This is a genomic window from Kitasatospora sp. NPDC002543 (genome assembly GCF_053594915.1).
In genome coordinates, this window is record NZ_JBSFWR010000026.1 from 29,065 (window position 1) to 54,875 (window position 25,811).

Here is a 25,811-nt window from a genome sequence, read left to right on the forward strand (position 1 = left end):
GCTCCTCACCGTTCGTTCTCGTCGGGGCGGCCGGAGTCGGCGGCTTCGTCAGGGGCGTCGGGATCGTCGGGGTCGTCGAGGGCGTCGCCAGGGGCGTCGGGGTCGTCGGGTCCGTCCAGCGCGGCGGCTTCGAGCTCGCTGAGCACCAGGTCCTCCACCAGCTCGGCGAGGGCGGCCACGGTGCGGGAGACCAGCACGTCGCGGGGGGTGAGGGTGACACCGAAGTCGTCGTTGGCCCGGGAGGCGATCAGCAGGGCGCGCATGGAGTCGCCGCCCAGCCGGAAGAAGTCGTCGGTGGCGCCGACGGCGGTGTGCAGGGTCTCGGCCCAGATCTCCGCCACCGCCTCCTCGGTGGGGGTGCGGGGCGCGACCCGCTCGGCCGGCTCGGCCTCCTCCGGGGCGGGGGCGGGCAGGGCGGCGCGGTCGGTCTTGCCGCTCGCGGTGAGCGGGAAGCGCTCCAGCACCGCGAAGGCCGAGGGGACCATGTGGCCGGGCAGCGCGCGGGCGGCGAGGGCGCGCAGTTCGGCACCGGTCGGCGGCTCGGTGCCGGGGGCGGCGAGCAGGTGGGCGACCAGACGGGGCAGCCCGGGCTCGTCCTCCCGGATGCTCACCACGGCGTCCAGGACGGCCGGGTGGCGGGACAGCACGGCCTCCACCTCGCCGGCCTCGATCCGGTGGCCGCGCAGCTTGAGCTGGTGGTCGGTGCGGCCCAGGTAGTGCAGTTCGCCGTGGCGGTCGCGGCGCACCAGGTCCCCGGTGCGGTACATCCGGCCGCCGGGCGGCCCGTACGGGTCGGCGGTGAAGCGGGCGGCGGTCAGGCCGGGCCGGCCTAGGTAGCCGCGGGCCAGGGCCGGTCCGCTCAGCCACAGTTCGCCGGGGACGCCGTCGGGCACCGGCCGCAGCCGGGCGTCCAGGACGTACGCGCGGGTGGCGGGCAGCGGGCGGCCGATCGGCGGGGCGGTGCCGTCGGCGGTCAGCGGGTCGGACCAGGTGGCGACCACGGTGGCCTCGGTGGGGCCGTAGGAGTTGACCATCCGGTGGTGCGGGGCCCAGCGGGCGACCAGGTCGGCGCCGCAGGCCTCGGCGCCGACGATCAGGGTCCTCAGCGCGGGCAGGCTGCCGGGGGTGTCGTCCGGCAGGGTGGCGAGGGCGGCGGGCGGCAGCAGGGTGTGGGTGACGCCCTCCGCCCGGAGCAGCGCGGCCAGGTGGGCGCCGAGCAGCGGCCCCGGCTCGGGCACCACCAGCCGGGCGCCGTGCGGCAGGGCCAGGCACAGTTCGAGCACCGAGGCGTCGAAGCTGGGGGGGGCGAAGGCCAGCACCCGGTCCCCCGGGGCCACCCGGTAGTGGGCGGCCTCGGCGGCGGCGAAGGCGGCGAGGCCGCGGTGGGTGACGACGACGCCCTTGGGGGTGCCGGTGGAGCCGGAGGTGAAGATGACGTAGGCCGGGTCGTCGGGGTCGAGCGGGCGGGTCCGGTCGGCGTCGGTGGGGCGGTGGTCCGGGGCGCCGTCCGGGGCGGCGAGGAGTTCGGCGACCTCCTTGGCGTCCAGGGTCAGGGCGGGGGCCGCGTCGCGCAGCATCGCCCCGATCCGCTCCTCGGGGTAGTGCGGGTCGACGGGCAGGAAGGCGGCGCCGCTCTTCGCCACCGCCAGTTCGGCGAGCACGGTGTCCGCCGAGCGGGGCAGCAGCAGGGCGACGGTCTCCCCGGGGCCGGCGCCGCGCGCGATCAGCCGGTGGGCCAGCCGGTTGGCGTGGGCCTCGGCCTCGGCGTACGTCAGTTCCAGGCCGGCGGCGCTGAGGGCGACGGCCCGCGGCCACCGGTCCGCGGCGGCCTCGACCAGGGCGGGCAGGGTTGCCGGGGGCACCGGGGCGAGTTCGGGGCGGGCCGGGCCGCGCAGCAGCCGCTCGTGTTCGCCGGGCGGCAGCAGGTCGAGTTCGTCCAGCGGGGTGGTGCCGTCCGAGTCGGCCAGCGCGGTCAGGGTGTGCAGCAGTTGGCCGGCCAGCCGCCCGGCGCTCTCCCGGTCGAGGTGGCGGGGGTCGTGGCCGAGCTCGACGGCGAGCCGTTCGCCGGGCGAGACGACCACGGTGAGCGGGTAGTTGGTGGCCTCCCGGGCGTCGAGGTCGCGCAGCAGCAGGCCGTGGGCGCCGGCCGTGGCGTCGCCGACCGGGTAGTTCTCGAAGACCACCAGGCTGTCGAACAGCTCGGTGCCCGGCGGCACCTGGCTCAGCCCGTGCATCCGGGCCAGCGGCAGGTGGTCGTGGCGGCGGTCCTCGGCCTGCTCCTCCTGGAGGGTGCGCAGCCAGTCGGCGCAGGGCCGGCGGCCGTCGACGGCGACCCGGGCGGGCAGGGTGGTGATGAACAGGCCGACGATGCCGTCCGCGCCCGGCAGGTCGGCGGGCCGGCCGGAGACGGTGGTGCCGAAGCAGACCCGCGGCTCGCCGCTCCAGCGCGACAGCAGCAGCGCCCAGGCGCCCTGCACCACGGTGTTGAGGGTCAGCCGGTGGCGGCGGGCGAACTCCTGGAGCCGCGCGGTGCTCGCCTCGTCCAGCCGGTGCGACAGCCAGTCCCCGGAGCGGGTGGTCTCACCCGGGGCGGGGCGGCGGTCCCAGGGCAGGGCGGTGGGGGCGGTGAGGTCGGCGAGCACGCCGCGCCAGTGCTCGACGGCGGCGCCGGTGTCGCGGGCGGCGAGGCCGCGGACGTGGTCGGCGAAGGGCCGGCGCTCGGGCAGTTCGGGCCGCTCGCCGCGGGCGAGGGCGGCGTGGGCGGCCAGGACGTCCCCGAGGACGTGGAAGACGCTCCAGCCGTCCAGTAGCACGTGGTGGAACTCCCAGACCACCCGGACGGCGTCGGGGCCGAGCCGGATCAGGTCGAGGCGCAGCAGTGGGGCGCGGTCCAGGGCGAGCGGGCGGGTGCGCCGGTCGGCGAGCAGTTCCTCCAGCCGCTCGTGGTGCCGCGCCTCGGTCAGCCCGCTCCAGTCGTGCCGGGTGACGGGCAGTGTCGCCCGGCGGTGGACGACCTGGAGCGGGACCGGTACGTCCCGGAGCACCACCGAGGTGCGCAGCACCGGGGTGCGGTCGACGACGTGCTGCCAGGCGACGGCCAGCAGGTCGGGGTCGCGGGCGCCGTCCAGGACGAAGGTGATCTGTTCGACGTACAGGCCGTGCCGGGCCTCGTCGAGGCCGTGGACGACCATGCCGGTCTGGGTGGGGGTGAGCGGCTGGATCTCCGTCACCTCCCGTCCGGTGCCGGCCAGCCGGTCGACGCCGGCCTGGTCGAGGCCGGCCAGCGGGAAGTCGGAGGGGGTGCGGCCGCCGGCGCCGGGTTCGGCGCAGTGGCGGACGATCTCCCGCAGCTCGTCCAGCAGTTCGGCGGCCAGCCGGGCGACCGTCCCGCCGTGGTGCAGCGCGCGGGAGTAGGACCAGGTGAAGGAGAGCCGGCCGTCGGCGACCTGCCCGAGCACGTCCAGGACGTGGGGGCGGCGGGCCGTGCGGTCCATGCCGCCGGTGAGCGGGCCGGCCGGTTCGCGCAGCAGGCCGCCGGGGGTGGCCGTCCGGTCCTGCCGGCCCAGGTAGTTGAAGCCGATCCGCGGCAGCGCGAGGCCGGGCACCGGCCTGAGGTGGCGCAGCGCGCCGTGGCCGAGGCCGCCGCCGGGCACGGCCCGCAGGTTCTCCTTGACGGCCTTGAGGGCGGTGCCGGTGTCGGCGTCCCGGGGCACGTCGAGGGCGACGGGGTACATCGCGGTGAACCAGCCGACGGTGCGGGACAGGTCGACGCCTTCGAGGAGGTCCTCGCGGCCGTGGCCCTCCAGGGCGACGAGCACCCGGTCCCGTCCGGTCCAGCGGGCCAGGACCCGGCCGAGGGCGCAGAGCAGGACGTCGTTGACCCGGGTGCGGTAGGCCTCCGGGACGTCCTGGAGCAGTCGGCGGGTGTCCTCGGCGCCCAGTTCGAAGGTCAGCGACTCCTCGGTGTCGGCGGTGTTGGCGCCCTCCAGGTCCACCGGTATCTCGTCGTCCACCAGGCTCTGCCAGTAGGGGAGTTCGGCGTCGAAGCCGCCGGCCGCGGTGTGTGCGGCGAGCCGTTCGGCCCAGGCCCGGAAGGAGGTGGTCTTGGCGCCGAGGTCGGGCCGCTCTCCGGCGCTGAGCGCGCGGTGGGCGCGCTCCAGGTCCTCCAGCAGGATCCGCCAGGAGACGGCGTCGACCACCAGGTGGTGGGCGGTCAGCAGCAGGACGGGGCGGGGGTCGTCGGCGAAGCGGCAGAGCGCGGCCCGCAGCAGCGGGCCGGCGGCCAGGTCGAAGCCCTCGGCGAGGCGCTCGCCGAGCCCGCGCAGGACGGCCTCGCGCTCCTCTCCCCCGGCCGCCTCGTGGACGTGCAGCTCGGGGGCCTGGCCGGGTGCGGTGCCGTGCTGGCGCCGGTGGCCGTCGGGCAGCGGTTCGTAGCGCAGCCGCAGGGCGTCGTGGTGGTCCAGGACGGCGGCCAGGGCGGCCCGCAGGTCGCGTTCCCCGGTGTCGGGGGCGAGGACGAAGGAGACGGTCTGGGTGAGCCGCGCCGGGTCGCCGTCGAGGGTGTCCAGCAGCCAGTGCTGGACGGGGGTGAGCGGGGCGTCGCCGGTGACGGCGCCCTGCTCGGCGGTGGCCGCGGGGCTCGGGGAGCGCTCGGCGGCGCGGGCGAGTTCGGCCAGGGTCTGGTGGGCGAACAGGTCCCGGGGGGTGAGCGCCAGGCCGTTCCGGCGGGCCGCCGAGACGATCTGGATGCCGAGGATGGAGTCCCCGCCGAGGGCGAAGTAGTTGTCGTCCGCGTTCACTTCGGGCACTGCGAGCACCTCGCGCCAGATCGCGGCGAGGGCCCGTTCGGTGTCGGTGTGCGGCGGCCGCTCGTGCCCGGTGCTCCCGGCGGCGGGGGCGGGGACGGGCAGGGCGCGCCGGTCGAGCTTGCCGGTGGCGCCGAGCGGCAGCCGTTCCAGCGGTACGACCAGGGCGGGCACCAGGTGGTCGGGCAGGGTGCGGCCGAGGAAGGCCCGCCATTCGGCCGGGTCGGGCAGGTCGCCGTCGCGGGCCACCGCGTAGCCGACCAGCCGCTTGTGGCCGTCCTGCTCGACGACCCGGGCGGCGGCGGCCGACACCCGGGGGTGGCGGGCCAGCGCGGCCTCGACCTCGCCGAGTTCGATCCGGAAGCCGCGCACCTTGACCTGGTCGTCGGCGCGGCCGAGGTAGTCGAGTTCGCCGTCGGCGCTCCAGCGCGCCCGGTCGCCGGTGCGGTACATCCGGCTGCCGGGCGGGCCGTAGGGGTCGGGCAGGAAGCGGGCGGCGGTCAGCCCGGGGCGGCGCAGGTAGCCGCGCGCCACGCCGGTGCCGGCCAGGTACAGCTCCCCGGGCGCGCCGACGGGCACCGGGCGCAGCCGCTCGTCCAGGACGTAGGCGCGGGCGCCGCCGGCCGGGCGGCCGATCGGCGGGTCGCGGTCCGGGTCGGCGGGGTCGCAGGTGTGGGCGGTGGCGTAGACGGTGGCCTCGGTGGGGCCGTAGACGTTGAACACCCGGCAGCCGGGGACGGCTTCGCGGACCTGGCGCACGGTGCGGGCGGGCAGTCCCTCGCCGGCCAGGACCACGGTGTCCACGTCCAGGCGGACGCCGCCGTCGGCGAGCAGTCCGCCGAGCGCCGAGGGCACCGCGCTGAGCAGCCCGGCCTCCCAGGGACCGGGGTGCTCGGCCAGGGCCAGCAGGTCGCGCAGGAGCTCCACGCGGCCGCCGGAGAGCAGCGGCCCGAAGATCTCGAACACCGACACGTCGAAGTTGAGCGAGGTGGCGGCGATCACGTGCTCCAGGCCGCGTCCGGCGAACTCGGCGGCGGCCCAGTCGGTCAGGGCGAGCACCGAGGCGTGGGCGACCACCACGCCCTTGGGGCGGCCGGTGGAGCCGGAGGTGTGGATGACGTACGCGGGGTGCTCCGGCAGCAGGGCGCCGTTCCGTTCCTCGTCGCGTACGGGCCCGGGGCGGGCCGCGGCCAGCCGGTCCCGGCAGTCCGGGTCGTCCAGCACGATCCGGTGGTACGGGCCGTCGGGCAGCCGCTCCCGGGTGGCGGCGGCGGTGACCACGGCGTCGGGCCGGACGTCCTCGAAGAGGTAGGCGATCCGCTCGGCCGGGTAGCCGGGGTCGACGGGCAGGTAGCCGGCGCCGCTCTTGAGCACGGCGAGCAGGGCCACGGCCAGGTCGACGGTGCGCGGCAGGGCGAGCGCGACGAAGCGCTCGGGGCCGGCCCCGGCCTCGATCAGCAGCCGGGCCAGCCGGTCGGAGCGCTCGTCGAGCTCCCGGTAGGTCAGCTGTTCCCCGCCGGCGCGCACGGCCGGGGCGTCGGGGGTGCGGGCGGCCTGCCGGGCGAAGGCCTCGGGCAGGGTGCCCCGGGGCGCCTGGCGGACCTCGCCGGCGAGGCGCTCCAGGAGTCGGTGCCCCTCGGCCCGGTCCAGCAGCGGCAGTTCGCCGGACGGCCGGTCGAGGCCGGCCGCCATCCCGGCGAGCAGGGTGCGCAGGCTCGCCCCGAGCCGTTCGACGGTGGCGGCGTCGAAGGCGGCCGGGTCGTGGTCGAGGCTGACCTCGATGTCCGTGCCGGGCGCCACCACCACGCTGAGCGGGTAGCTGGTCGGCTCCAGCACGTGCTCGGTCTCCACCCCGAGGCCGTGCCGGGTCAGCGACTCGGCGTCGAAGGGGTAGTTCTCGAAGACGACGATGCTGTCGAACAGGGCGGTTCCGCCGGGCAGTTCGCTCCAGTTCCGGAGCTGGGCCAGCGAGACGGCGTCGTGCCGGCGGGCCTCGGACTGGGTGTCCTGGACCTCCCGCAGCCACTCCAGCAGCGGGCGCCGGGCGTCGATCCGCACCCGGGTCGGCAGGGCGTTGATGAACAGCCCCACCATCGAGGTGACACCGGGCAGTTCGGCGGGCCGGCCGGAGACGATGGTGCCGAACACCACGTCCTCGCCGCCGCCGTAGCGGGAGAGCAGCAGCGCCCAGGCGCCCTGGAGCACGGTGTTGACGGTCAGCCCGGCCCGCCGGGCGGTGTCGCGCAGTCGCTCGGACAGCGCGGGGCCGAGGGCGACCCGTACCGAGGCCGAGGAGGAGGCGCGGTGGGCTCCGGCCGGGCGGCGGTCCCGGGGCAGTTCGGTGGGGGCGGGGAAGCCGGCCAGGGTGGCGCGCCAGTACCGTTCGACCCCGGCCCGGTCCTGGCCGGCCAGCCAGCGCAGGTAGTCGGCGTAGGGCGCGCGCTCGACCGGAGCGGGGGCGCGGCCGGCGGTCAGGGCGGCGTAGCGCTCGCACACCTCGTCGAAGACCTGGGCGGCGCTCCAGCCGTCGAGCAGCACGTGGTGGAAGGTCCACACCACCCGTACCCGGGTGGGTGTCAGCCGGATCAGGGCCAGCCGCAGCAGCGGCGCGGCGGTGAGGTCGAGCCCGGCCGCGCGGTCCTCGGCGAGCAGCCGGGCGGTGTCGCGCTCGACCTGTTCGGCGGGGCGGCCGCTCCAGTCGTGGTGGGTGACCGGGACGACGGCCCGGTGCCGGACGACCTGGAGCGGCTCGGCGCCGTCCTGCCAGCTGAGGCCGGTGCGCAGGATGGCGTTGGCGTCGGCGGTCTGCTGCCAGGCCTCGGCCAGCGCGTGCGGGTCGGTGACGCCGGACAGCACCAGCTGGACCTGGTTGACGTAGGTGTCGCCGTCCGGGTCGAGCAGGCTGTGGAAGAGCATCCCGGCCTGCATCGGCGTCAGCGGGTAGACGTCGGCGACGGTGCGGCCGTCCCCGGCGATCCGGTCCACGGCGGCCTGGTCGAGCCGGGCGAGCGGGAAGTCGGCGGGGGTGCGGCCGCCCGCGCCGGGTTCGGCGCAGTGGGCGACGATCTCCTCCAGCGCGCCCAGCATGGCCCGCGCCAGCCCGTCGACGGTGCTCTCCCGGTGCCGGCCGGCGCTGTAGTACCAGCCGATCTCCAGCTCGCCGTCCTCGACCCGGGCGACCACGTCCAGCAGATGGGGGCGCTCGGTGCCGGGGGCCTCCGCGCCGCCGAGGCCGCCGGGCACGGCGCGGACCAGGGCGGCGCCGTCGGCGGACCAGTCGAAGCGGCCCAGGTAGTTGAAGCTGATGCCGGGGGCGGGCGCGGAGGCGAGCGCCCCGTCCCGGGCGAGGTGGCGCAGCGCCCCGTAGCCGAGGCCGCGGTCGGGCACCGCCCGCAGCTGCTCCTTGACGGCCTTGAGGGCGGTGCCCCAGTCCCCCGCCGCCGGGACGTCCAGGGCGACGGGGAACAGCGAGGTGAACCAGCCGACCGTACGGGACAGGTCGACGCCGTCGAACAGGCCGTCCTCGCGGCCGTGGCCCTCCAGGCCGACGGCGACGGTGCCGTGCCCGGTCCAGTCGGCGAGCACCCGGCCGAGCGCGGTGAGCAGCACGTCGTCGATCCGGGTGCGGTAGACGGCGGGGACCCTGCGCAGCAGGGCGTCGGTGCGCGCGCGGTCCAGCCGGACGGTCGCCCGGCGCAGTTCGGCGGCGGTGTTGGCGCCCTCGCCGTCCACCGGCAGCGCCCGGGCGCAGGCCGCCGCGGCCGCCGTCCAGTGGGCGCGCTGGGCGGCGAAGCCGCCGGCCGCGGTGTGCCGGGCCAGCCGGTCGGCCCACTCCCGGACGGAGCTGGTGCGGGCGGGCAGCCGCAGCGGGCGGCCCTCGACGGCCTGCCGGTAGGCGGTCTCCAGGTCCTCCAGCAGCACCCGCCAGGAGACGCCGTCGACGGCCAGGTGGTGGACGGCCAGCAGCAGCCGGTCGGGGCGGCCGGCGCCGCCGGTGAGGAGGCGGGCGGTGAGCAACGGGCCGGTGGCGAGCCGGAAGGAGGCGTGGGCGGCCGCGGTCACCGCTTCCTCGGCGCCGTGGTCGTGGACCTCCAGCAGTTCGGGCGCGGCCTGGTCGGCGGGGGCGCAGTGCTGCTGCCAGGCGCCGTCCGCGGTGCGGGTGAAGCGGGTGCGCAGCGCGTCGTGGTGGGCCCAGAGGGCGGCGAGGGCGCGGCGCAGCGCCCGCGGGTCGACGGCGCCGGGGGCCTCCACCACGACGGACTGGTCGAACTGCTCGGCGTACGGCGGGTTCGGGTCGAGGAACCAGTGCTGGATCGGCGTCAGGCCGACCTCGCCGCTGACCGCTTCGGTGCCGGCCACGGTGACGGCGCTGCCGGCGGCCGCGGCCAGGGCGGCGACGGTGGGGTGCCGGAAGAGGTCGCGCGGGGAGAGCGCGAGTCCGGCGGCGCGGGCCCGGGAGACGACCTGGATGCTCAGGATGGAGTCGCCGCCGAGCAGGAAGAAGTCGTCGTCCAGGCCGACCCGTTCGACCCCGAGCAGTTCGGACCAGATCGCGGCGAGCAGCCGCTCGCGCTCGGTGCCGGGGGCGCGGTGGGGGCGGTCGCCGCCCGCCGACCACTCGGGGGCGGGCAGCCGTCGGCGGTCCACCTTGCCGTTGGCGGTGAGCGGGAGTTCGGGCAGGGTGACGAAGGCGGCGGGCAGCATGTAGTCGGGCAGGTCGGCGGCCAGGTGGGCGCGCAGCGCGGCGGCGCCGGGCGCCTCGGCGCCCTCGGCGGGCACCAGGTGGGCGGCGAGGCGCTTGCGTCCGCCGTCCTGGTGCAGCGAGACCACGGCCTCGGCGACGGCCGGGTGGGCGGTGAGCCGGGCCTCGATCTCGGCGGGCTCGATCCGGAAGCCGCGGATCTTGATCTGGTCGTCGGCGCGGCCGACGAAGTGCAGTTCGCCGTCCTCGCTCCACCGCGCGGTGTCGCCGGTGCGGTACATCCGGCCGCCGGGCGGGCCGAAGGGGTCGGCGAGGTAGCGGGCGGCGGTCTCCCCCGGGCGGCCCGCGTAGCCGCGAGCGAGGCCGGCCCCGGCGATGTACAGCTCGCCGGTGACGCCCGGGGGTTGCGGCTGGAGGGCGCCGTCCAGGACGTACACCCGGGTGTTGTCCAGCGGGCGGCCGATCGGCAGCACGGCGGGCAGCTCGTCGCCGGCGCGGAACGCCCGGCGGGTGGCGAAGGTGGTGGTCTCGGTCGGCCCGTAGCCGTCGACGACGGTGAGGCCGGGGCAGGCCGCCAGGACCTTGCGGACGGCGGCGCCGGGCACCGCCTCGCCGCCGGTCCACACCTCGCGGGCGCCGTGCAGGCAGCCCGGGTCCTCCTGGGCGAGCAGCCGGAAGAGGCCGGCGGTCAGCCACAGGCAGCTCACGCCCCGCTCGGTGACGGCGTGCCGGACGGCGGCGGCGTCCAGGTCACCGGGCGGGGCGAGGACGGCGGTGCCGCCGCGCAGCAGCGGCACCCAGAGTTCGTAGGTGGAGGCGTCGAAGGCGTGCGGGGAGTGCACCAGCACCCGGTCGTGGCCGGCGAAGGCGCGGTCCAGGGCGAGCGCGGCGACGTCCCGGCGGCGCACCGCGACGCCCTTGGGGGTGCCGGTGGAGCCCGAGGTGAACATCAGGTACTGGACGTGGTCGGGGTGGACGGCCGCCGGGGCCGCCACCGGCCGGTCGCCGGGCAGGTCCTCGGGCCGGTCGCCGGGCAGGTCTTCCGGCAGGTCGACCCGCAGCACCCGCTCGGCCGGGCGCAGCGCGGCCGCCTCCGCCGCCCGGTGGGCGTCGGTGAGCAGCAGTTCGGCGCCGGCCGCGGCCAGCATCCGCTGCAGCCGCTCGCGCGGCGCCCGGCCGTCCAGCGGCACGTACACCGCGCCGGTGCGCACCAGCGCCAGCTGGGCGACGACCAGGTCGGCGGAGCGCTCCATCAGCACCCCGACCGGCTGCTCGACCCGCACCCCGCGGGCGGCCAGCCGGCCGGCCAGTTCGGCGGCGCGGGCGTCGAGTTCGCGGTACGTCAGGCGCTGCCCGTCGGCCTCCAGGGCGACGGCCGCGGGGGTGCGGAGCACCTGCCCGGCGAACAGTTCGGCGATGTCGGCGGCGGGCTGCTCGACGGCGGTGGCGTTCCAGTCGACCAGGACGCGCCGGCGCTCCTCGCCGGTGAGCAGCGGCAGCCGCGCGGGCGGGCGGTGGGCGCCGGCGGGCAGGCCGGTCAGCAGGGCGGTGAGCTGCCGGGCGAGCCGGCGCACCGTGGACTCGTCGAACAGCCGCGGGTCGTAGCAGAGCCGCAGCGACAGCTCCGGGCCGGGGTAGGCCAGCAGCGCCAGCGGGTAGTTGGTGGTCTCGATGCCGTCCAGGTCGCGCAGCCGCAGGCCGTGGGCGTCGGCCGCGTCCTCGTCGACCGGGTAGTTCTCGAAGACCACCAGGCTGTCGAACAGGCCGCTCTGTTCGGGCAGTCCGGTGCCGGCCCGCAGCCGGGTGAGCGGGACGAAGCCGTACCGCCGGTCCTCGCTCTGCTCGCGCTGGAGGGCCCGGAGCCAGTCGAGCACGGTGCCCTCGGCGGGTACGGCGGTGCGGGTCGGCAGGGTGGTGATGAACAGGCCGGTCATCGCCTCGACGCCGGGCAGCTCGGGCGGCCGCCCTGAGGAGGTGGTGCCGAACACCACCTCGTCCCGTCCGGCCTGGCGGCCCAGCAGTACCGCCCAGGCGCCCTGGAGCACGGTGTTGAGGGTCAGTCCGGCGCCGCGCGCCAGGTCCTCCAGAGCCCTGGTCGCGGCGGCGGGCAGGGTGAACGGCAGGTCCCGGGTGGACTCGGCGCGGTGGCTGGCCACCGGCTCGCGGTCGTAGGGCAGCGGCGTCGGCTCGGTGAGCCCGGCGAGGCGGGTGCGCCAGTGCCGTTCGGCCTCGGCGTGGTCGCGCCCGGCCAGCCAGGCCAGGTAGTCGCGGTAGGGCCGGCGCTCCGGCACGGTGCCGTACGGGACGTCCGCCCCGGTGCGGGCGAGGGCGGCGTGCACCGCGAAGACGTCCGAGAGCACCTGGAACAGGCTCCAGCCGTCCAGGACCAGGTGGTGGAAGGACCACAGCACCCGCACCCGGTCGTCCGACAGCCGGATCAGCAGCAGCCGCTGGAGCGGGGCCCGCCCCAGGTCGAGGCCCTGGGCCCGGTCGCGGTCCAGCAGCTCGGCCAGCCGGTCGCGGCGCTCGTCCCCGGGCAGCGCCCGCCAGTCCAGGTGGGTGACCGGCACGGCCGCCCGGCGGTGCACCACCAGCAGCGGCTCGGGCACCCGCTGCCAGCGGACGTGGGCGCGCAGCACCGCGGTGCGGTCGGTGACCCACTGCCAGGCCGCGGCGAGGCGGGCCGGGTCGGCCACGCCGTCCAGGACGAAGTCCAGCTGCTGGAAGTAGGCGCCGCTTTCCTCCTCGGCGAGGCCGTGGAAGAGCATCCCGGCCTGGGTCGGGGTGAGCGGCAGGACGTCCTCGACCGCGCCCGGGTCGGCGCCGGTGACCAGGTCCACCGCCGCCTGGTCGAGCCGGGCCAGCGGGAAGTCGGACGGGGTGCGCCCGGCCGCGCCGGGGCGGGCCGCGTGGCGGGCGAGGTCGGCCAGTTCCTCGGCGAAGCGCCGGGCCAGCGCCTCGACGCTCCCGCTCCGGTGGACGGCGGCGGAGTGGAACCAGGTGAACTCCAGCGCGTCGCCGTCCAGCCGGCCGACCACCTCCAGCGGGTGGGGGCGCCGGACGGCCGGGTCGGCGTCCAGCTCCAGCGGCCGGAAGGTGCCGCGGAACAGCCCGTCCGGGTCGTCCGGCAGGGAGATCCGGCCCAGGTAGTTGAAGCTGATCCGGGCGGCCGGGGCCTCGGGCGCCGTGCCGGGCCGCCCGAGGTGGCGCAGCGCCTCGAAGCCGAGGCCGCGCCGGGGGACGGCGCGCAGCTGCTCCTTGACCTGCTTGAGGACGGTGTCCCAGCCGGCTCCGGCGGGGACGGCCAGGGCGACGGGGTGGCGGGTGGTGAACCAGCCGACGGTGCGGCTGAGGTCGAGGTCGGCGAACAGCTCCTCGCGCCCGTGGCCCTCGACGTCCACCACGACCCGCTCCAGCCCGCTCGCCCCGCACAGCGCCCGGCCGAGCGCGCTCAGCAGCACGTCGTTGGCCTGGGTGCGGTAGGTGTCGGGCAGGGTCCGCAGCAGGGCGGCGGTGTCGGCGGGGCTCAGCCGGACGGTGACGGAGCGTTCGGTGGCGTAGGTGTCGGGGCCGTCCAGCTCGTCGGGGAAGGCCTCGGCGGTGCCGGGTTCGGGCAGGGCCCGCGCCCAGTACGCCGTCTCGTCCTCGAAGCCGCCCTCGGCGGCGAAGGCGCTCAGCCGCTCGGACCACTGGCGCAGCGGCGAGGACTTGGCCGGCAGGGCCGCGGCGCCGTCCCGGCCGTCGCGGCGGGCCCGGTAGGCGGTGTCGAGGTCCTCCAGCAGCACCCGCCAGGAGACCCCGTCGACCACCAGGTGGTGGACGGCCAGGTGCAGGACGGGCGGGCGGCCCCCGGCGCGCTCGTGCAGCACGGCGCGCAGCAGCGGCGCGCCGCCGTCCAGGTCGTACGGGCCGAAGTGCGGGGTGTCCTGGTCGGGGCCGCTGTGCCGGACCAGGGCGGTCCGGCCGGTCGGCTGCTGGATCCGCCACCGCGCGGCGCCGCCGCCGTCCGGGGCGGTGAAGGCCGAGCGCAGCGCGTCGTGGTGGGCGACCACGTCGTTCAGCGCCTCCTCCAGGGCGGCCCGGTCCAGGTCGGCGGGCAGCAGCAGGGAGAGCGCCTGGGCGAAGTGCCCGGCGCTCCCGGCGGCCCGCTCGAACCACCAGCGCTGGATCGGGGTCGGCACGGCCTGGCCGGTGGCGGCCACCGGTGCGGGCGCGGCCGGAGCCTCGGCGTCCTCGGCCGCGAGGGCGAGCGCGGCGACGGTCTGGTGGCGGTAGAGGTCCCGGGAGGTCACCGCCAGCCCGGCCTGCCGGGAGCGGGCCACCACCTGGATGCCGAGGATGGAGTCGCCGCCGAGGTCGAAGAAGTTGTCGTCGGCGCCGACCCGCTCCAGCCGCAGCACCTCGGCCCAGATGCCGGCGAGCGCGCGTTCGGCGGGGGTGCGGGGGGCGACGTGGCGGACGGCGGGCGCGGCGGGCCCCGGGTCGGGCAGCCGGTCGCGGTCGAGCGTGCCGTCGGGGCCCAGCGGCAGGGCGGGCAGCGGCACCACGACGGCGGGGACGAGGTGGTCGGGCAGGGTCAGGGCGAGGGCGCGGCGCACTTCCTCGGGTTCGATCCGGCCGCCGGGGACGGGCACCGCGTAGCCGACCAGCCGCCGGGGGGCGCCGGTGAGGACGGCGGCCGCCTCGGCCACCTCCGGGCAGCCCCGCAGCGCCTCGGCGGTCTCCTCCGGGTCGGGCTCCAGGCTGCGCGGCCGGGCCCACTGCTCGGCCCTGCCGAGGTACTCCAGTCCGCCGTCGGCGGTGCGCCGCACCAGTTCCCCGGTGCGGTACATCCCGCCTCCGCCGGGTCCGAGGGGCCCGGCGCCCGGCGCGGCGTACGGGTCGGCGACGAGCTCACCGAGGCCCTCCCCCGGCTGGTCCGGCAGCTGGCCCGCGAGGTACAACTCGCCGGGCACGCCGTCGGGTTGGGGGCGCAGGGCGCGGTCGAGGACGTAGCTGCGCGGGCCGTCCCCCGGCGCCGTCCAGGCGTCGAGCAGCGCGCGCTGCTCCTCCTCGGAGACCATCGGCAGTTCGGCGAGGGTGCGCTGCGGCCCGTCGGCCATTCCGGCGAGCAGCCGGTGCAGCCGGTCCGCCAGCGCGGTCGCGGTCCGCCGGTCGAAGAGGTCGGTGTTGTACTCCACCGTCAGGGTGCAGCCGCCGTCGGCGTCGTCGGGGGTGAACTCCAGCACCAGGTCGAAGCGGGCGGCGGGGCGGGGCAGCGGGTGGTCGGCGAAGCGCAGTCCGCCGGTGGGCGCCGGGGTGGTGGGGGTCTGCTGGACGACGACGACCTGGACCAGCGGGGTGCGGCTGGGGTCGCGGGGCGGGGCGAGTTCCTCGACGACCCGGTCGAAGGGCACCGCGGCGTGGGCGAAGGCGTCCAGCAGGGTGGTGCGCATGCCCTCCACGAAGCGGTCGACGGTGGCCTCCTCGTCCACGTCGCCGCGCAGCACCACGGTGTTGACGAAGAAGCCGGTCACCTCCTCCAGTTCGCGCCGCTCCCGCCCGGTGGTGACGGTGCCGAAGGCGACGTCCCGCTGGCCGGAGTGGCGCGAGAGCAGCAGCGCGCACGCCCCGGCGAACAGGGTGAACACGGTGGTGCCGCGGCCGGTGGCGAGGTGGCGCAGCCGGTCGACCAGTTCGGCGGGCAGGTGGTGGCGGTGCGCCGAGCCGTGGCTGGTGCGCTGCTCGGGGCGGGGGCGGTCGGTGGGCAGCCGCAGGGTCGGCAGGCCGGCCAGGGCGCGCCTCCAGTAGGCGAGGTCGGCCGTGTGGTCGGCCGGGCGGTGCTGCTCCCAGTGGGCGAAGTCGGGGTACTGGAGGGCGGGGGCGGGCAGGGTGTCCGGCTCTCCGGCGGCCTCCGCGCGGTGGAGCTCGGCCAGTTCGCGGGTGAGGACGCCCACCGACCAGCCGTCGGTGACGATGTGGTGCTGCGCCAGCAGCAGCAGGTGCTCCTCGTCGGCGAGCCGGATCAGCAGCACCCGGGTGAGCGGGCCCCGGGTCAGGTCGTAGGGCCGGGACAGCTCCTCGGCCAGCAGGTGTTCGGCGGCCGCGGCGCGTTCCTCGGCGGGCAGGGCGCCGAGGTCCTCGGTGCGCAGCGGCAGGTCGGCCCGCTCGGCGACGCGCTGCGCGAGCTGCCCGTCGACGGTGACGACGGTGGTGCGCAGCGCGTCGTGCCGGGCGGTGAGCCGGCGCAGGGCCCGGCCGAGGGCGTCCCGGTCGAGGGCGCCGCGCAGCCGCAGGGCGACGCCGGTGTTGTTCCCGGTGCCGCCGGGGGCGAGGTCGTCCAGGAACCAGAGCCGGCGCTGGGCGCTGGACAGCGGCAGCGGTTCCCCGCCCGGGGCGGGCGGGATCGGCTCGGCGCCCGCGGTGTCGGCCGGCCGGTCGAGCAGCGGGGCGAGGGCGGCGACGGTGCGGGCGGTGAAGACGTCCCGCAGGGTGAGCCGCACGCCGAGCCGTTCGGCGACCCGGGACAGGGTGCGGGCGGCGAGGACGGAGTCGCCGCCGAGGTCGAAGAAGTCGTCCTCGGCGCCGACCGCGTCGAGGCCGAGGACCTCGGCCCAGACGGCGGCCAGGGCCTGTTCGCCGCCGGTGCGCGGGGCGAGCCGCCCGGCGGTGTTCTGCCGGGCGGGCGCGGGCAGCGCCCGCTGGTCGATCTTGAGCTGCGGGGTGAGCGGGAACTCGGGCAGCACGACGACGGCGGCGGGCACCAGGTGGGCGGGCAGTGCGGCGGCCAGGGCGGTGCGCAGTTCGGCCGGGTCGGGGGCGGCCCCCGGGTCGGCGGGTGTGGCGTAGCCGATCAGCCGGACGTGGCCCGGCTCGTCCTCGCGGACCACCACGACGGCCTGGTCGACGGCCGGGTGGGCGCGCAGCGCGGCCTCGATCTCGCCGGGCTCGATGCGGAAGCCGCGCACCTTGAGCTGCCGGTCGAGCCGGCCGAGGAACTCCAGTTCCCCGTCGGCGTTGCGGCGGGCGCGGTCGCCGGTGCGGTAGAGCCGGGCTCCGGGCGGGCCGAAGGGGTCGGCGACGAAGCGCCCGGCGGTCAGTCCGGGGCGGCCGAGGTAGCCGCGGGCGACGCCCTCGCCGCCGAGGTACAGCTCGCCGTCGGTGCCGGGCGGCTGGGGCCGCATCCGCTCGTCGAGCACGTGGACCCGGGCGTGCGGCAGGGCGTCGCCGATGGTGGGCGACCCGGTGCCGGCGGCGAGCGGGCCGGTCCAGGTGGCGACGATGGTGGCCTCGGTCGGGCCGTAGGAGTTGATCATGCGTCGGCCCGGTGCCCAGCGGTCGACCAGTTCGGCGGAGCAGGCCTCGGCGCCGACGATCAGGGTGCGCAGGTGGCGGCCCGCACCGGCGGGGACGGTGGCCAGGGCGGCGGGCGGGATCAGGGTGTGGGTGATCCGGTGGTCGTCCAGGACGGCGGCGAGCTCCTCGCCCAGCCAGGGGCCGTGCGGCGGGATCACCAGGGTGGCGCCGGTGAGGACGGAGACGAACAGCTCCAGGACGGAGGCGTCGAAGCTGGGCGAGGAGAACTGGAGCACCCGGTCGCCGGGCCCGACGGCGTAGTTCTCGACGGCGGCCGCGGTGAACCCGGCGATCCCGCGGTGGGTGACGACCACGCCCTTGGGCGTGCCGGTGGAGCCCGAGGTGTAGATCACGTACGCCGGGTGGTCGAGGCCGGCCGTCTCCCCCTGCTCACCCGGCCCGGCCGGCTCCGCGGCCGTCTCCAGGGCCTCGCGGACGGCGGCCGGGTCGTCCAGCACGACGACCGGGTCGGCGTCGGCGAGCATCAGCGCCCGCCGCTCGGCGGGGTAGCCCGGGTCCACCGGCAGGAAGGCCGCGCCCGCCCGGGCGACGGCCAGTTCGGCGGCGACCAGTTCCATCGAGCGGGGCAGGGCCAGCGCCACCGTCCGCTCCGGGCCGGCGCCGTGCCGGCGCAGCGCGCGGGCCAGCCGGTCGACGCGCTCCGCCAGGTCCCGGTACGTCCAGGTGCGGCGGCCGTCGGTGAGCGCGGGCGCGTGCGGGGTGCGGGCCGCCTGGGCGGTGAACAGCGCGTCGAGGGTCCGGGGGGCGGCCCCCGGGGCTCGGGTGGTGCCGCCGGTCTGCGGTGGAACGGTCGGGCGCAGGGGCTGGGCAGGCCGGTCGGCCATTGCGGAAGGTCCTTCCGATGGGGGCGACGACGAGGGCACCGGGGCAGGCGGTAGCCGCCCCTCGGGCCCGGGGAACGGTGCTGGGGTGGTGCGGGGTGTACGGCGGGGCCGGCCGGTTCAGTCGGAGGTGGCCCGGCGGGCGGTGCGTCCGGAGACCTGCACCCGGTCGATCCGGCCGGTGGCCGGGTCCCGGTGGAAGCGCCCGCCGGGCTCGGGGTGGCCGGTGTCGGGGGCGATCAGGTCGAAGGAGAGGTCGGCGTGGCAGCGCAGCGGGATCGGCAGGTCGCCGTCCACGGAGAGGGTGGCGGGTGCGTCGCCGGCCGGTTCGACCCGGTAGCGGATCGTGCCGTTGCGGTACTCGCCCGCGCACCGGGCGACGGTGGCCGGTCCGGCGAGCGGCACGGGTGCCCCCGCGCCCACCGGTTCGATCGCGGCGGGCACCCGCAGCCCGGCGAACTCCTCCAGTTCGGCCGCGAGTTCGCGCCAGAGCGCGGTGGCGGCGCCGGCGTTGCCGGTGAAGGCGACCACGGCGCCGGTCTCCGGGTCGGCCCGCAGGTGGCAGGAGGTGCCCATGGCGTTGCCGTCGTGGCCGTACCAGTGCCGGCCATCCTGGCGGTAGAGCGCCGTTCCGGCGCCCCAGCCGTCCGCGAGTGCCCCGGGCCGGGCCGCGGGCTCCGGGCGGCGCATCAGCTCGGCGACCTCCGGGGGCAGCACCTTGGCCCGGCCGGCCAGGGCGGCGCCGAGTGCGGCGAGGTCGGCGGCGCTGGCCAGCAGCGCGCCGGCCGGGGCTTCGAGTGGGGCCAGGTTCTGCCGTACGGCGCGGGCCCGGCCGGTCGCGGCGTTGAGCGCGTGTCCGGCGGCGACCGGCCGTCCGGGGGCGGTCGTGTCGACGAAGACCGCTCCGGTGCCGAGGGGTTCGAGCAGCAGGGTGCTCACCGCCTCGTGCCAGTCCATGCCGGTCACCGTCTCGACCAGGCGGCCGGCGGCGACGTAGCCGGCGTTGGAGTAGGAGAAGTCGGTGCCGGGCGGGAAGAGCGCGTCCGCGGCGGTGCAGACGGCGGTCAGGTAGCGCGTCGCGGTGGTGCGGGCGGCGGCGTCGGAGTCCGGTCCGGTGGGCAGTCCGCCGGTGTGGCTCAGCAGGTGACGAATCGTTACTTCGGGCAGCTGTCTCAGCTCCGGTAGGTGCTCGGCGGCCGGTTCGTCCAGGTCGAGGTCGCCGTCGTCGGCGAGCAGCATCACCAGGGCCGCCGTGTAGGGCTTGGTGAGCGATCCCACCGGGACGGCGGTGTCCTCGGTGAAGGGTGCCCCGGTACCGGTGTCGGCCACGCCGGTGTGCAGGGCGAGGGTCTCCGCGCCGGTGTCCAGCACCAGTTGGGCACCGGGCACCCGGTGGACGCGTGCGAGGGTGTCGAGCCGGTGCTGCAGTTCACCGCGCAGGAGGAGCGGCGCCCGCTCGCGAGTGGGCGCCGGGCTGGCGTACGGCATGACGGAAGCTCCCGTTGACTGGTTCTCGGGTGCGGGCGCGCCGGGCGCCCGCGGTGGAATTGCGGATTGGGGTGCGGCACAGCGGGAATTCCCGGTCCACGGTGCCGTGCGCTCCGGCCGGCGGCGCCTGCTTCAGGACGCGCGGGAACGCCCGGAATCCGCGCAGGGCGGACCGGCGGCGCCGCGCCGCACCCGGGAAGCGGAATCCCCGAGTGCCCGTCGCGGAGCGCCGCACCGGCTCTCCCGGAGCCGTTCCGCGGCCGCACCGACGTGTCCCGACCGGACGGTACGAATGCGACCGGAAAACCTGCCGAACGATGAACGGCGGACCGGCGCGCGGTGAACCGCGAACGGCCGAATACCCTAGCCGGCCGGAACGTTCGAACAGAAAACCGTACCCCGCCGGCCGGCCGCTCTCCCGGTCGCCACCTGCGCAATGGCCGTCCCCGGCATGTCCATCCCCCTTATTGGCGATCCGTCCCCGTGCCCCTCGCGCGGAACGCGCCGACGCGGCCGAGGAGCCGCACAATCCATGCCGCCCCGAACGCCCGGACGACGAACGCACATCAGTCTTCACGGCGGGTCAGCCGCTCGCAACCCCTTCCGATTGAACGGAAAGCGACCCCGTCGGTAATCGGAACCCCAAAATCCCAGGTGCGACTCTTGCCCGCACCCGAAGGAGCCGATCACGGGCGCGAATTCTTTGGCTGAAAATATCAGGTTCAGATCTCACCAGTCACTCGAACAATCATTCGCAGCAATAGGCGAGTGAATTCCCGGACCGCTGTGACGGATGTGCCGGAATGCGACGGAATCAATCGGGTGGGTCAGGAGTGACACCGCCCGGGCCACCCAGCAGCCCCAGGGCCGCGTCCACGAGCCGGCCGGGAGCCGGAGCGACGTCCAGCGCGGCACCCCGCTCGTCCGCCCCCAGCGGTTCGAGCACGGCGAGCTGCGAGTCCAGCAGCGACTCCGGCATGAAGTGGCCCCGGCGCCCGCCGATCCGCTCCGCCAGCAGGGCGCGACCGCCCGTCAGGTGCAGGAAGAAAGGGTCCCGGCCGCCCTCCCGCAGGGTGTCCCGGTAGCTCCGCTTCAGCGCGGAGCAGGTGACCACCCCGCCGCTGCCCGCCGCCTCCCGTTCGCCCAGCCACTCCCCGATGGCCCGCAGCCAGGGCTGCCGCCGCTCGTCGTCCAGCGGGACGCCGGCCGCCATCCGGGCGATGGAGTCCGGCCGGTGGAAGTCGTCCCCGTCCGCGAACGGCACCCCGAGCCGCTCCGCGAGCAGCCGGGCCACCGTGGACTTGCCCGTACCGGCCACCCCCATGACCACGACGTACGGGAGGCCGCGCCCACCGCCGCGCCCACCGCCGGGGTCCATCGGCGCGCCTACCGCTCGCGCGGCGCCGGCCCGCGCGAGCCCGCCGGGTACTCCTCCAGCGGGACGTCGCCCCGCTCCCAGCCGGTCAGCACGGGTTCGAGCACCCGCCAGGCCTCCTCGGCCTCGTCGCCGCGGCTGGACAGCGCCGGATCCCCGTTCAGCACGTCCAGCAGCAGCCGGCCGTACGCGGGCAGGTCCTGCGGCTCCATCCGCGCGGTCAGCGAGAGCGGGGCGAGCTCGTGGGCGTGGGCGCCGATGCCGGTCAGGTCCAGCGCCAGCCCCTCCGGCTCCAGCTCGAACCTCAGCACGTTGGGCCGGGCCTCCCCGCTGTGGCCGAACGGCAGGACGGGCACCGGGCGGAAGCGCACCGCGACCTCCTTGCGGTCCTCGCCCAGGGCCTTGCCGCTGCGCAGCCGGAACCTCGTCCCGGCCCACCGCCGGCTGTCCAGCTCCAGCTCCACCTCGGCGAAGGTCTCCGTCCGGCGCTCCGGGTCGACCCCCTCCTCCTCGGCGTAGGCGGGCACCTCGCGGTCCCCGATCCGGCCGGGCAGGTAGCGGGCCCGCCGGGTGCGCCGCACCACGTCCCGCCCGGTCAGCGGCCGCACCGAGCGCAGCACGTCGACCTTCCGGTCCCTCAGGTCCCGCTCGCCGAGGGTGACCGGCGGCTCCATGGCCACCAGGCAGAGCAGTTGCAGCAGGTGGTTCTGGACCATGTCCTTGAGCGCCCCGACGTGGTCGTAGTACCCGGCCCGCCCCTCCAGGGCCAGCGTCTCGTCCCAGACGATGTCCACCCGGTCGATGTGGGTGCTGTTCCAGATCGGCTCCAGCACCCGGTTGGCCAGCCGGCTGCCGAGCACGTTCTGGACGGTCGTCATGGCCAGGAAGTGGTCCACCCGGAACACCGCCCGCTCCGGCACCAGGTCGGCGAGCAGCCGGTTCAGCTCCCGCGCCCCGGCCAGGTCCTCGCCGAACGGCTTCTCCAGGACGATCCGGCTGCCGGCCGGCAGGCCCGCCGCGTGCAGGGCGGTGATCACCCGTGGGAACAGCGCCGGCGGGAGCGCGAGGTAGACGGCCACCGGCCCCTCCCCGGCGACGACCGCGGCGACGTCGGCCGGTTCGGTGACGTCGGCCCGCCGGTAGTCCAGCGCGGCCACCACCGCCTCCCGGGCCGCGGCCGGGAGCTCGCCGCCGTGCCGGTCGAGCCGGGTCGCGGCCCACGTCCGGTACTGCCCGGTGTCCCGGTCCTCCCGGCTCGCCCCGGTCACCCGCAGCGAGTCGCCGACCTGCCCGGCCGCCCGCAGCGCGGCCAGCGCCGGCAGCAGGAAGCGGGCGCTGAGGTCCCCGGTCGCGCCGAGGATCGCGAGCCGGTCGATCATCGCCGGCCACCCGACCCGGGGCCCGCCGCCGACCCCACCCGCGCCGACCCCGCACCCGCCGCCCTCGCCCGGCCCAGGCTGACGCCGCCGGCGATGATCCCGATGTGGCTGAAGGCCTGGGGGAAGTTGCCCATGAACTCTCCGGTGGACGGGTCGATCTGCTCCGACATCAGCCCCAGCGGGCTCGCCCGGGAGCACAGCGAGGCGTACAGCTCCTCGGCCTCGTCGAGCCGGCCCTGGCCGACCAGGTTCTCGACCAGCCAGAAGCTGCACAGGACGAAGGCGCCCTCGTCGCCCGGCAGGCCGTCCGGGGACTCCTCGTGCAGGTAGCGGTAGAGCAGTCCGCCGCCGGCCGACAGCCGCTCGGCCACGGCCGCGGCGGTCGCCACCATCCGCGGGTGGTCGAACGGCACCACCCGGCGCAGCGGGAGCGCGAGCAGGCTCGCGTCCAGCGCGCCGCCGCCGTCCAGATGGACGCTGAGGGTCTTGGCGTCCTCGTCCCAGGACTGCTCCAGGATCAGCCGGCGCAGCTCCTCGGCGGACGCGCGCCAGCGCTCCGTCCCGGCGGGCCGGCCGAGCCGCTCGGCGATCCGCGCGGCCCGGTCCAGCGCCACCTGGCACAGGCCCGCCGAGTAGGTGAACACCCGGCCCTCGCTGCGCACCTCCCAGATGCCCTGGTCCGGCTGCCGCCAGGCCTGTCCGGCGGTGTCGGCCAGCCTGGCCAGGCCGGCCCAGAGCGCGGGCTGGATCTCGCCGCCGGCCAGCAGCCACTGGTCGGCGCAGTCCAGGATCTCGCCGTAGACGTCGTGCTGGCGCTGGTCGGCCGCGCCGTTGCCCCAGCGCACCGGGGCGGAGCCCCGGTAGCCCTCCAGTTCGCCGTCCTCGACCTCCTCCGGCACCGGGCCGCCCCGCAGGTCGTACATGATCCGCGGTCCCCGGCTGGCCTCGAAGGCGTCCAGGACCCAGCCGAGGAAGGCGTCGGCCTCGCCGCGGAAACCGATCCGGCGCAGCGCGAACACGGCGAAGGCCGCGTCGCGGATCCAGCTGTAGCGGTAGTCCCAGTTGCGGATCCCGCCGATCGGCGCGGGCAGCGAGGAGGTGGGGGCCGCGACCAGCGAGCCGTTGGCCCAGTCGTCGCAGAGCTTCAGGGTGATCGCGGCCCGCCGCACCAGCGGCTCCCCGGGGCCGTCGTACGAGAAGTGCCCCATCCAGCGGCGCCAGGCCTCGGCGGTGCCCCTCAGGGTCGCGTCGGCGTCGAAGCGGTGGTGCCGGTGGAAGCGGCCCCAGGACAGCACGAGGTCCAGGCGTTCGCCCTGGCGCAGCTCGTGGGTGCCGTGCAGGCCGGTCAGCGGGCGGTTGGAGCGCAGGTGCAGGCGCAGGTCCGGGCGCCGGTTCGGCCGCACCTCCAGCCCGCTGAACAGGGCCCTGGTCTGCGCGCCGCCGCGCGGCTCCAGCTCCGCCCGCAGCCGGACGGTGCCGTCCAGCACCACGGCCGAGCGCACCAGTTCGCCGCGGTCGGCCGGGGCGTCGTCGGTGAGGTCGGCGCCGGAGCGCAGGGTCAGCGCGTCGGTGACGCGCACCAGGCCGGTGGGGCCGCGCAGTTCGGTGGTCAGGACACCGGTGTCCGGCTCGTAGCGCTGCCGGGCCTCCCGCAGGTCCTCCGGCGCGAGGGTGAAGTGCCCGCCCCTGGCGTGGTCCAGCAGGCCGCAGAACAGCGGTTCGGAGTCGAACCGGGGCAGGCACATCCACGGGAGGGCGCCGTCCGGGCCGACCAGGGCGGCGGTCGCGCCGTTCCCGATCAGGCCGAGGTCCTCCAGCGGCGGGTAGCCCTGTCGCCGGCGGACCGGCCGGAACGGTGGATCGGGGTCGTACATGCCGCCTCGCTTCCGCAGCCTTCCTGTCCCCGCACGGCCACGGGGTACGGACCGGTGCGGATCCCGCCCCTCCGGGCGGCCGGCGACCGGCGACCGGCCGCGCGCCCGACGGCTCCCACGTTCCCGGGGATCGGGCCGCCGCGCGATCCGGCCGCTCCCGGCAGCGGTGCATTCCGGTGAAAAACGCGCGCGCCCTGCCCCGGGGCGCCGCGGGCGGGGCTGCTAGGGTCCGAGCGCTACGAGCGCGTACGAGCGACGGTGGAGGTTCCCATGGTTGGCAAGGACACGGAGCGGGCCTTCATCGGGTCGTTCACCTCGGCGGGCGGGCGCGGAATCGTCCTGGCCTCGCTGGATCCGGGCACCGGGGCGCTGACCGCCACCGGTGCGGTCGACGCCGTCGACCCGTCCTACCTCGCGCTCGGGCAGGCCCCGGGCGGCCCGGTGCTCTACGCGGTCTCCGAGACCGCGCCGGGCGCCGTCACCGCCTACGACGTCGCCGGGACGGTGCCCCGCCCGCTCGGCGCCCCCGTGCCGGTGGACGGGGACGACCCCACCCACCTGAGCCTCACCCGGGGCCACCTGCTGACGGCCAACTACGGCTCCGGCAGCGTCAGCGTGCTGCCGCTCGCCGCCGACGGCGCCCCGCAGGCCCCGAGCGGCGTGCTGCGCCACCGGGGCAGCGGGCCGGACCGGGACCGCCAGCGCGGCCCGCACGCCCACCAGGTGCTCCCCGACCCGTCGGGGCGCTGGGTGCTCGGCGTCGACCTCGGCACCGACTCGGTGCGGATCTGCGCCCTGGACCCGGCGACGGGCGAACTGACCGTCCACGCGGAGACCACGCTGCCGCCCGGCACCGGGCCCCGGCACCTCGCCTTCCACCCCTCCGGCCGCCACGTCTACGTGCTCGGCGAACTGCGCCCGGTCGTGACGGTCTGCCGCTGGGACGCCGAGACCGGGACGCTCGAAGCGGTCGCGGAGGCTCCGCTGTTCCCCGACGGCGTCGAGGAGCCGGCCTCGCCGTCGGCTCCCGTGGTCTCCCCCGACGGCCGGTTCCTGTGGGTGGCGGTGCGCGGCACCGACTCCATCGTGGTGCTCGCCCTCGACCCTTCGGGCGACCGGGCGAGCGCGGTCGCCTCGGTGCCCTGCGGGGGCCACGGGCCCCGCGACCTGGTGCTGGGCCCCACGGGCACCCGGCTGTACGTGGCCAACAAGCGTTCGGGCGACGTCACCTGGTTCGACGTGGACGCCGCGACGGGCACCCCTCGCCGGGCGGGCTCACTGGCCGTCCCGGCGGCGTCCACCGTCGTCTTCGGCTGACCCGTCCGGATCGTGCGGCCCGTGCGACGGCGGCGGGCCCGGGCCGCTCACTCCTGCGGGTCGCGGACCACCACGACCGGCACGGTGGCGTGCCGGGTGCAGTGCTGGGCCACCGAGCCCAGCAGCATCCCCGCGAAGCCCCCGAGGCCCCGGCTGCCGACCACCAGCAGGTCCGCCCCCCGGGAGGCCTCGACCAGCGACCCGGCCGGGGAGCCGTAGCGCGCCTCGGTGCGCACCTCGACCGGCGGGTCGTCCCCCACGGCCTCCCGGACGGCCCGCTCGGCCTCCTGGCGCGCCCGGCCCTCCAGTGCCGCCTCGTCGGTGGCCGCCGGGGGGAACCAGCCGCGCGCGCCGTGGTAGGTCGGGTACTCCCAGGCGATCACCGCCAGCACGGCGCCGCCGGTGAGCTCCGCCTGGCGCACCGCCCAGCGCAGCGCCCGCTCGGACGGCTCCGAGCCGTCCACCCCGACCACGATGCGGCCCTTGCCCTCAGACCGGTCGGCCATGTCTCCTCCTCGACTCGACGGCGGCGGAGGATCGCACCGGTCGGTGGTCCGCCGTCACCGGCTCGGTGTCCAGCCTGGTACCGACCCCGCCGGGTGCGCAGTCCGGCTGGTCCGGGCGGGTGCGCCCGCCGCGGGCCGTGGCGCCGCCGGCCGGGTCGACCGGCACGCGGGCCCCGGGCCGGCGGCGC

At 77.0% G+C, this 25,811-nt stretch carries 7 protein-coding genes; 1 reads left to right on the top strand and 6 read right to left on the bottom strand.

Annotated elements, in window-relative coordinates:
* Positions 1-5: 5 nt before the first annotated feature.
* The 5 genes from ACWD4P_RS14225 to ACWD4P_RS14245 all read right to left on the bottom strand — a co-directional run bounded on the left by ACWD4P_RS14225 (position 6) and on the right by ACWD4P_RS14245 (position 23,800).
* Positions 6-17,687, bottom strand: coding sequence for a non-ribosomal peptide synthase/polyketide synthase (locus ACWD4P_RS14225; RefSeq protein WP_449779780.1), 17,682 nt, complete (start codon positions 17,685-17,687; stop codon positions 6-8).
* A gap of 117 nt (positions 17,688-17,804) precedes the next feature.
* Complete coding sequence (locus tag ACWD4P_RS14230) at positions 17,805-19,172, bottom strand: serine hydrolase domain-containing protein (RefSeq protein WP_449779781.1); 1,368 nt, start codon at positions 19,170-19,172, stop codon at positions 17,805-17,807.
* Between the two features lie 814 nt (positions 19,173-19,986).
* Complete coding sequence (locus tag ACWD4P_RS14235) at positions 19,987-20,550, bottom strand: gluconokinase (protein WP_359825433.1); 564 nt, start codon at positions 20,548-20,550, stop codon at positions 19,987-19,989.
* 8 nt (positions 20,551-20,558) lie between these two features.
* Positions 20,559-21,926 carry a glucose-6-phosphate dehydrogenase gene (locus tag ACWD4P_RS14240; RefSeq protein ID WP_449779782.1) on the bottom strand — a complete coding sequence of 456 codons (1,368 nt, stop codon included), beginning with the start codon at positions 21,924-21,926 and terminating at the stop codon, positions 20,559-20,561.
* Positions 21,923-23,800 (bottom strand): glycoside hydrolase family 15 protein, encoded by a 1,878-nt coding sequence (locus ACWD4P_RS14245; protein ID WP_449779783.1) that lies wholly within the window; start codon positions 23,798-23,800, stop codon positions 21,923-21,925. Before ACWD4P_RS14245 ends, ACWD4P_RS14240 begins: the two co-directional genes overlap by 4 nt.
* Before the next feature lie 270 nt (positions 23,801-24,070).
* Between ACWD4P_RS14245 and ACWD4P_RS14250 the strand changes: the two genes are divergently transcribed.
* Positions 24,071-25,117 (top strand): lactonase family protein, encoded by a 1,047-nt coding sequence (locus tag ACWD4P_RS14250; protein WP_449779784.1) that lies wholly within the window; start codon positions 24,071-24,073, stop codon positions 25,115-25,117.
* Positions 25,118-25,164: 47 nt separating this feature from the next.
* Here the strand turns inward: ACWD4P_RS14250 and ACWD4P_RS14255 are convergent, their stop codons facing one another.
* A complete protein-coding gene (locus tag ACWD4P_RS14255) occupies positions 25,165-25,623 on the bottom strand; it encodes a universal stress protein (RefSeq protein WP_359825422.1) in 459 nt (152 codons plus the stop codon).
* Positions 25,624-25,811 lie beyond the last annotated feature (188 nt).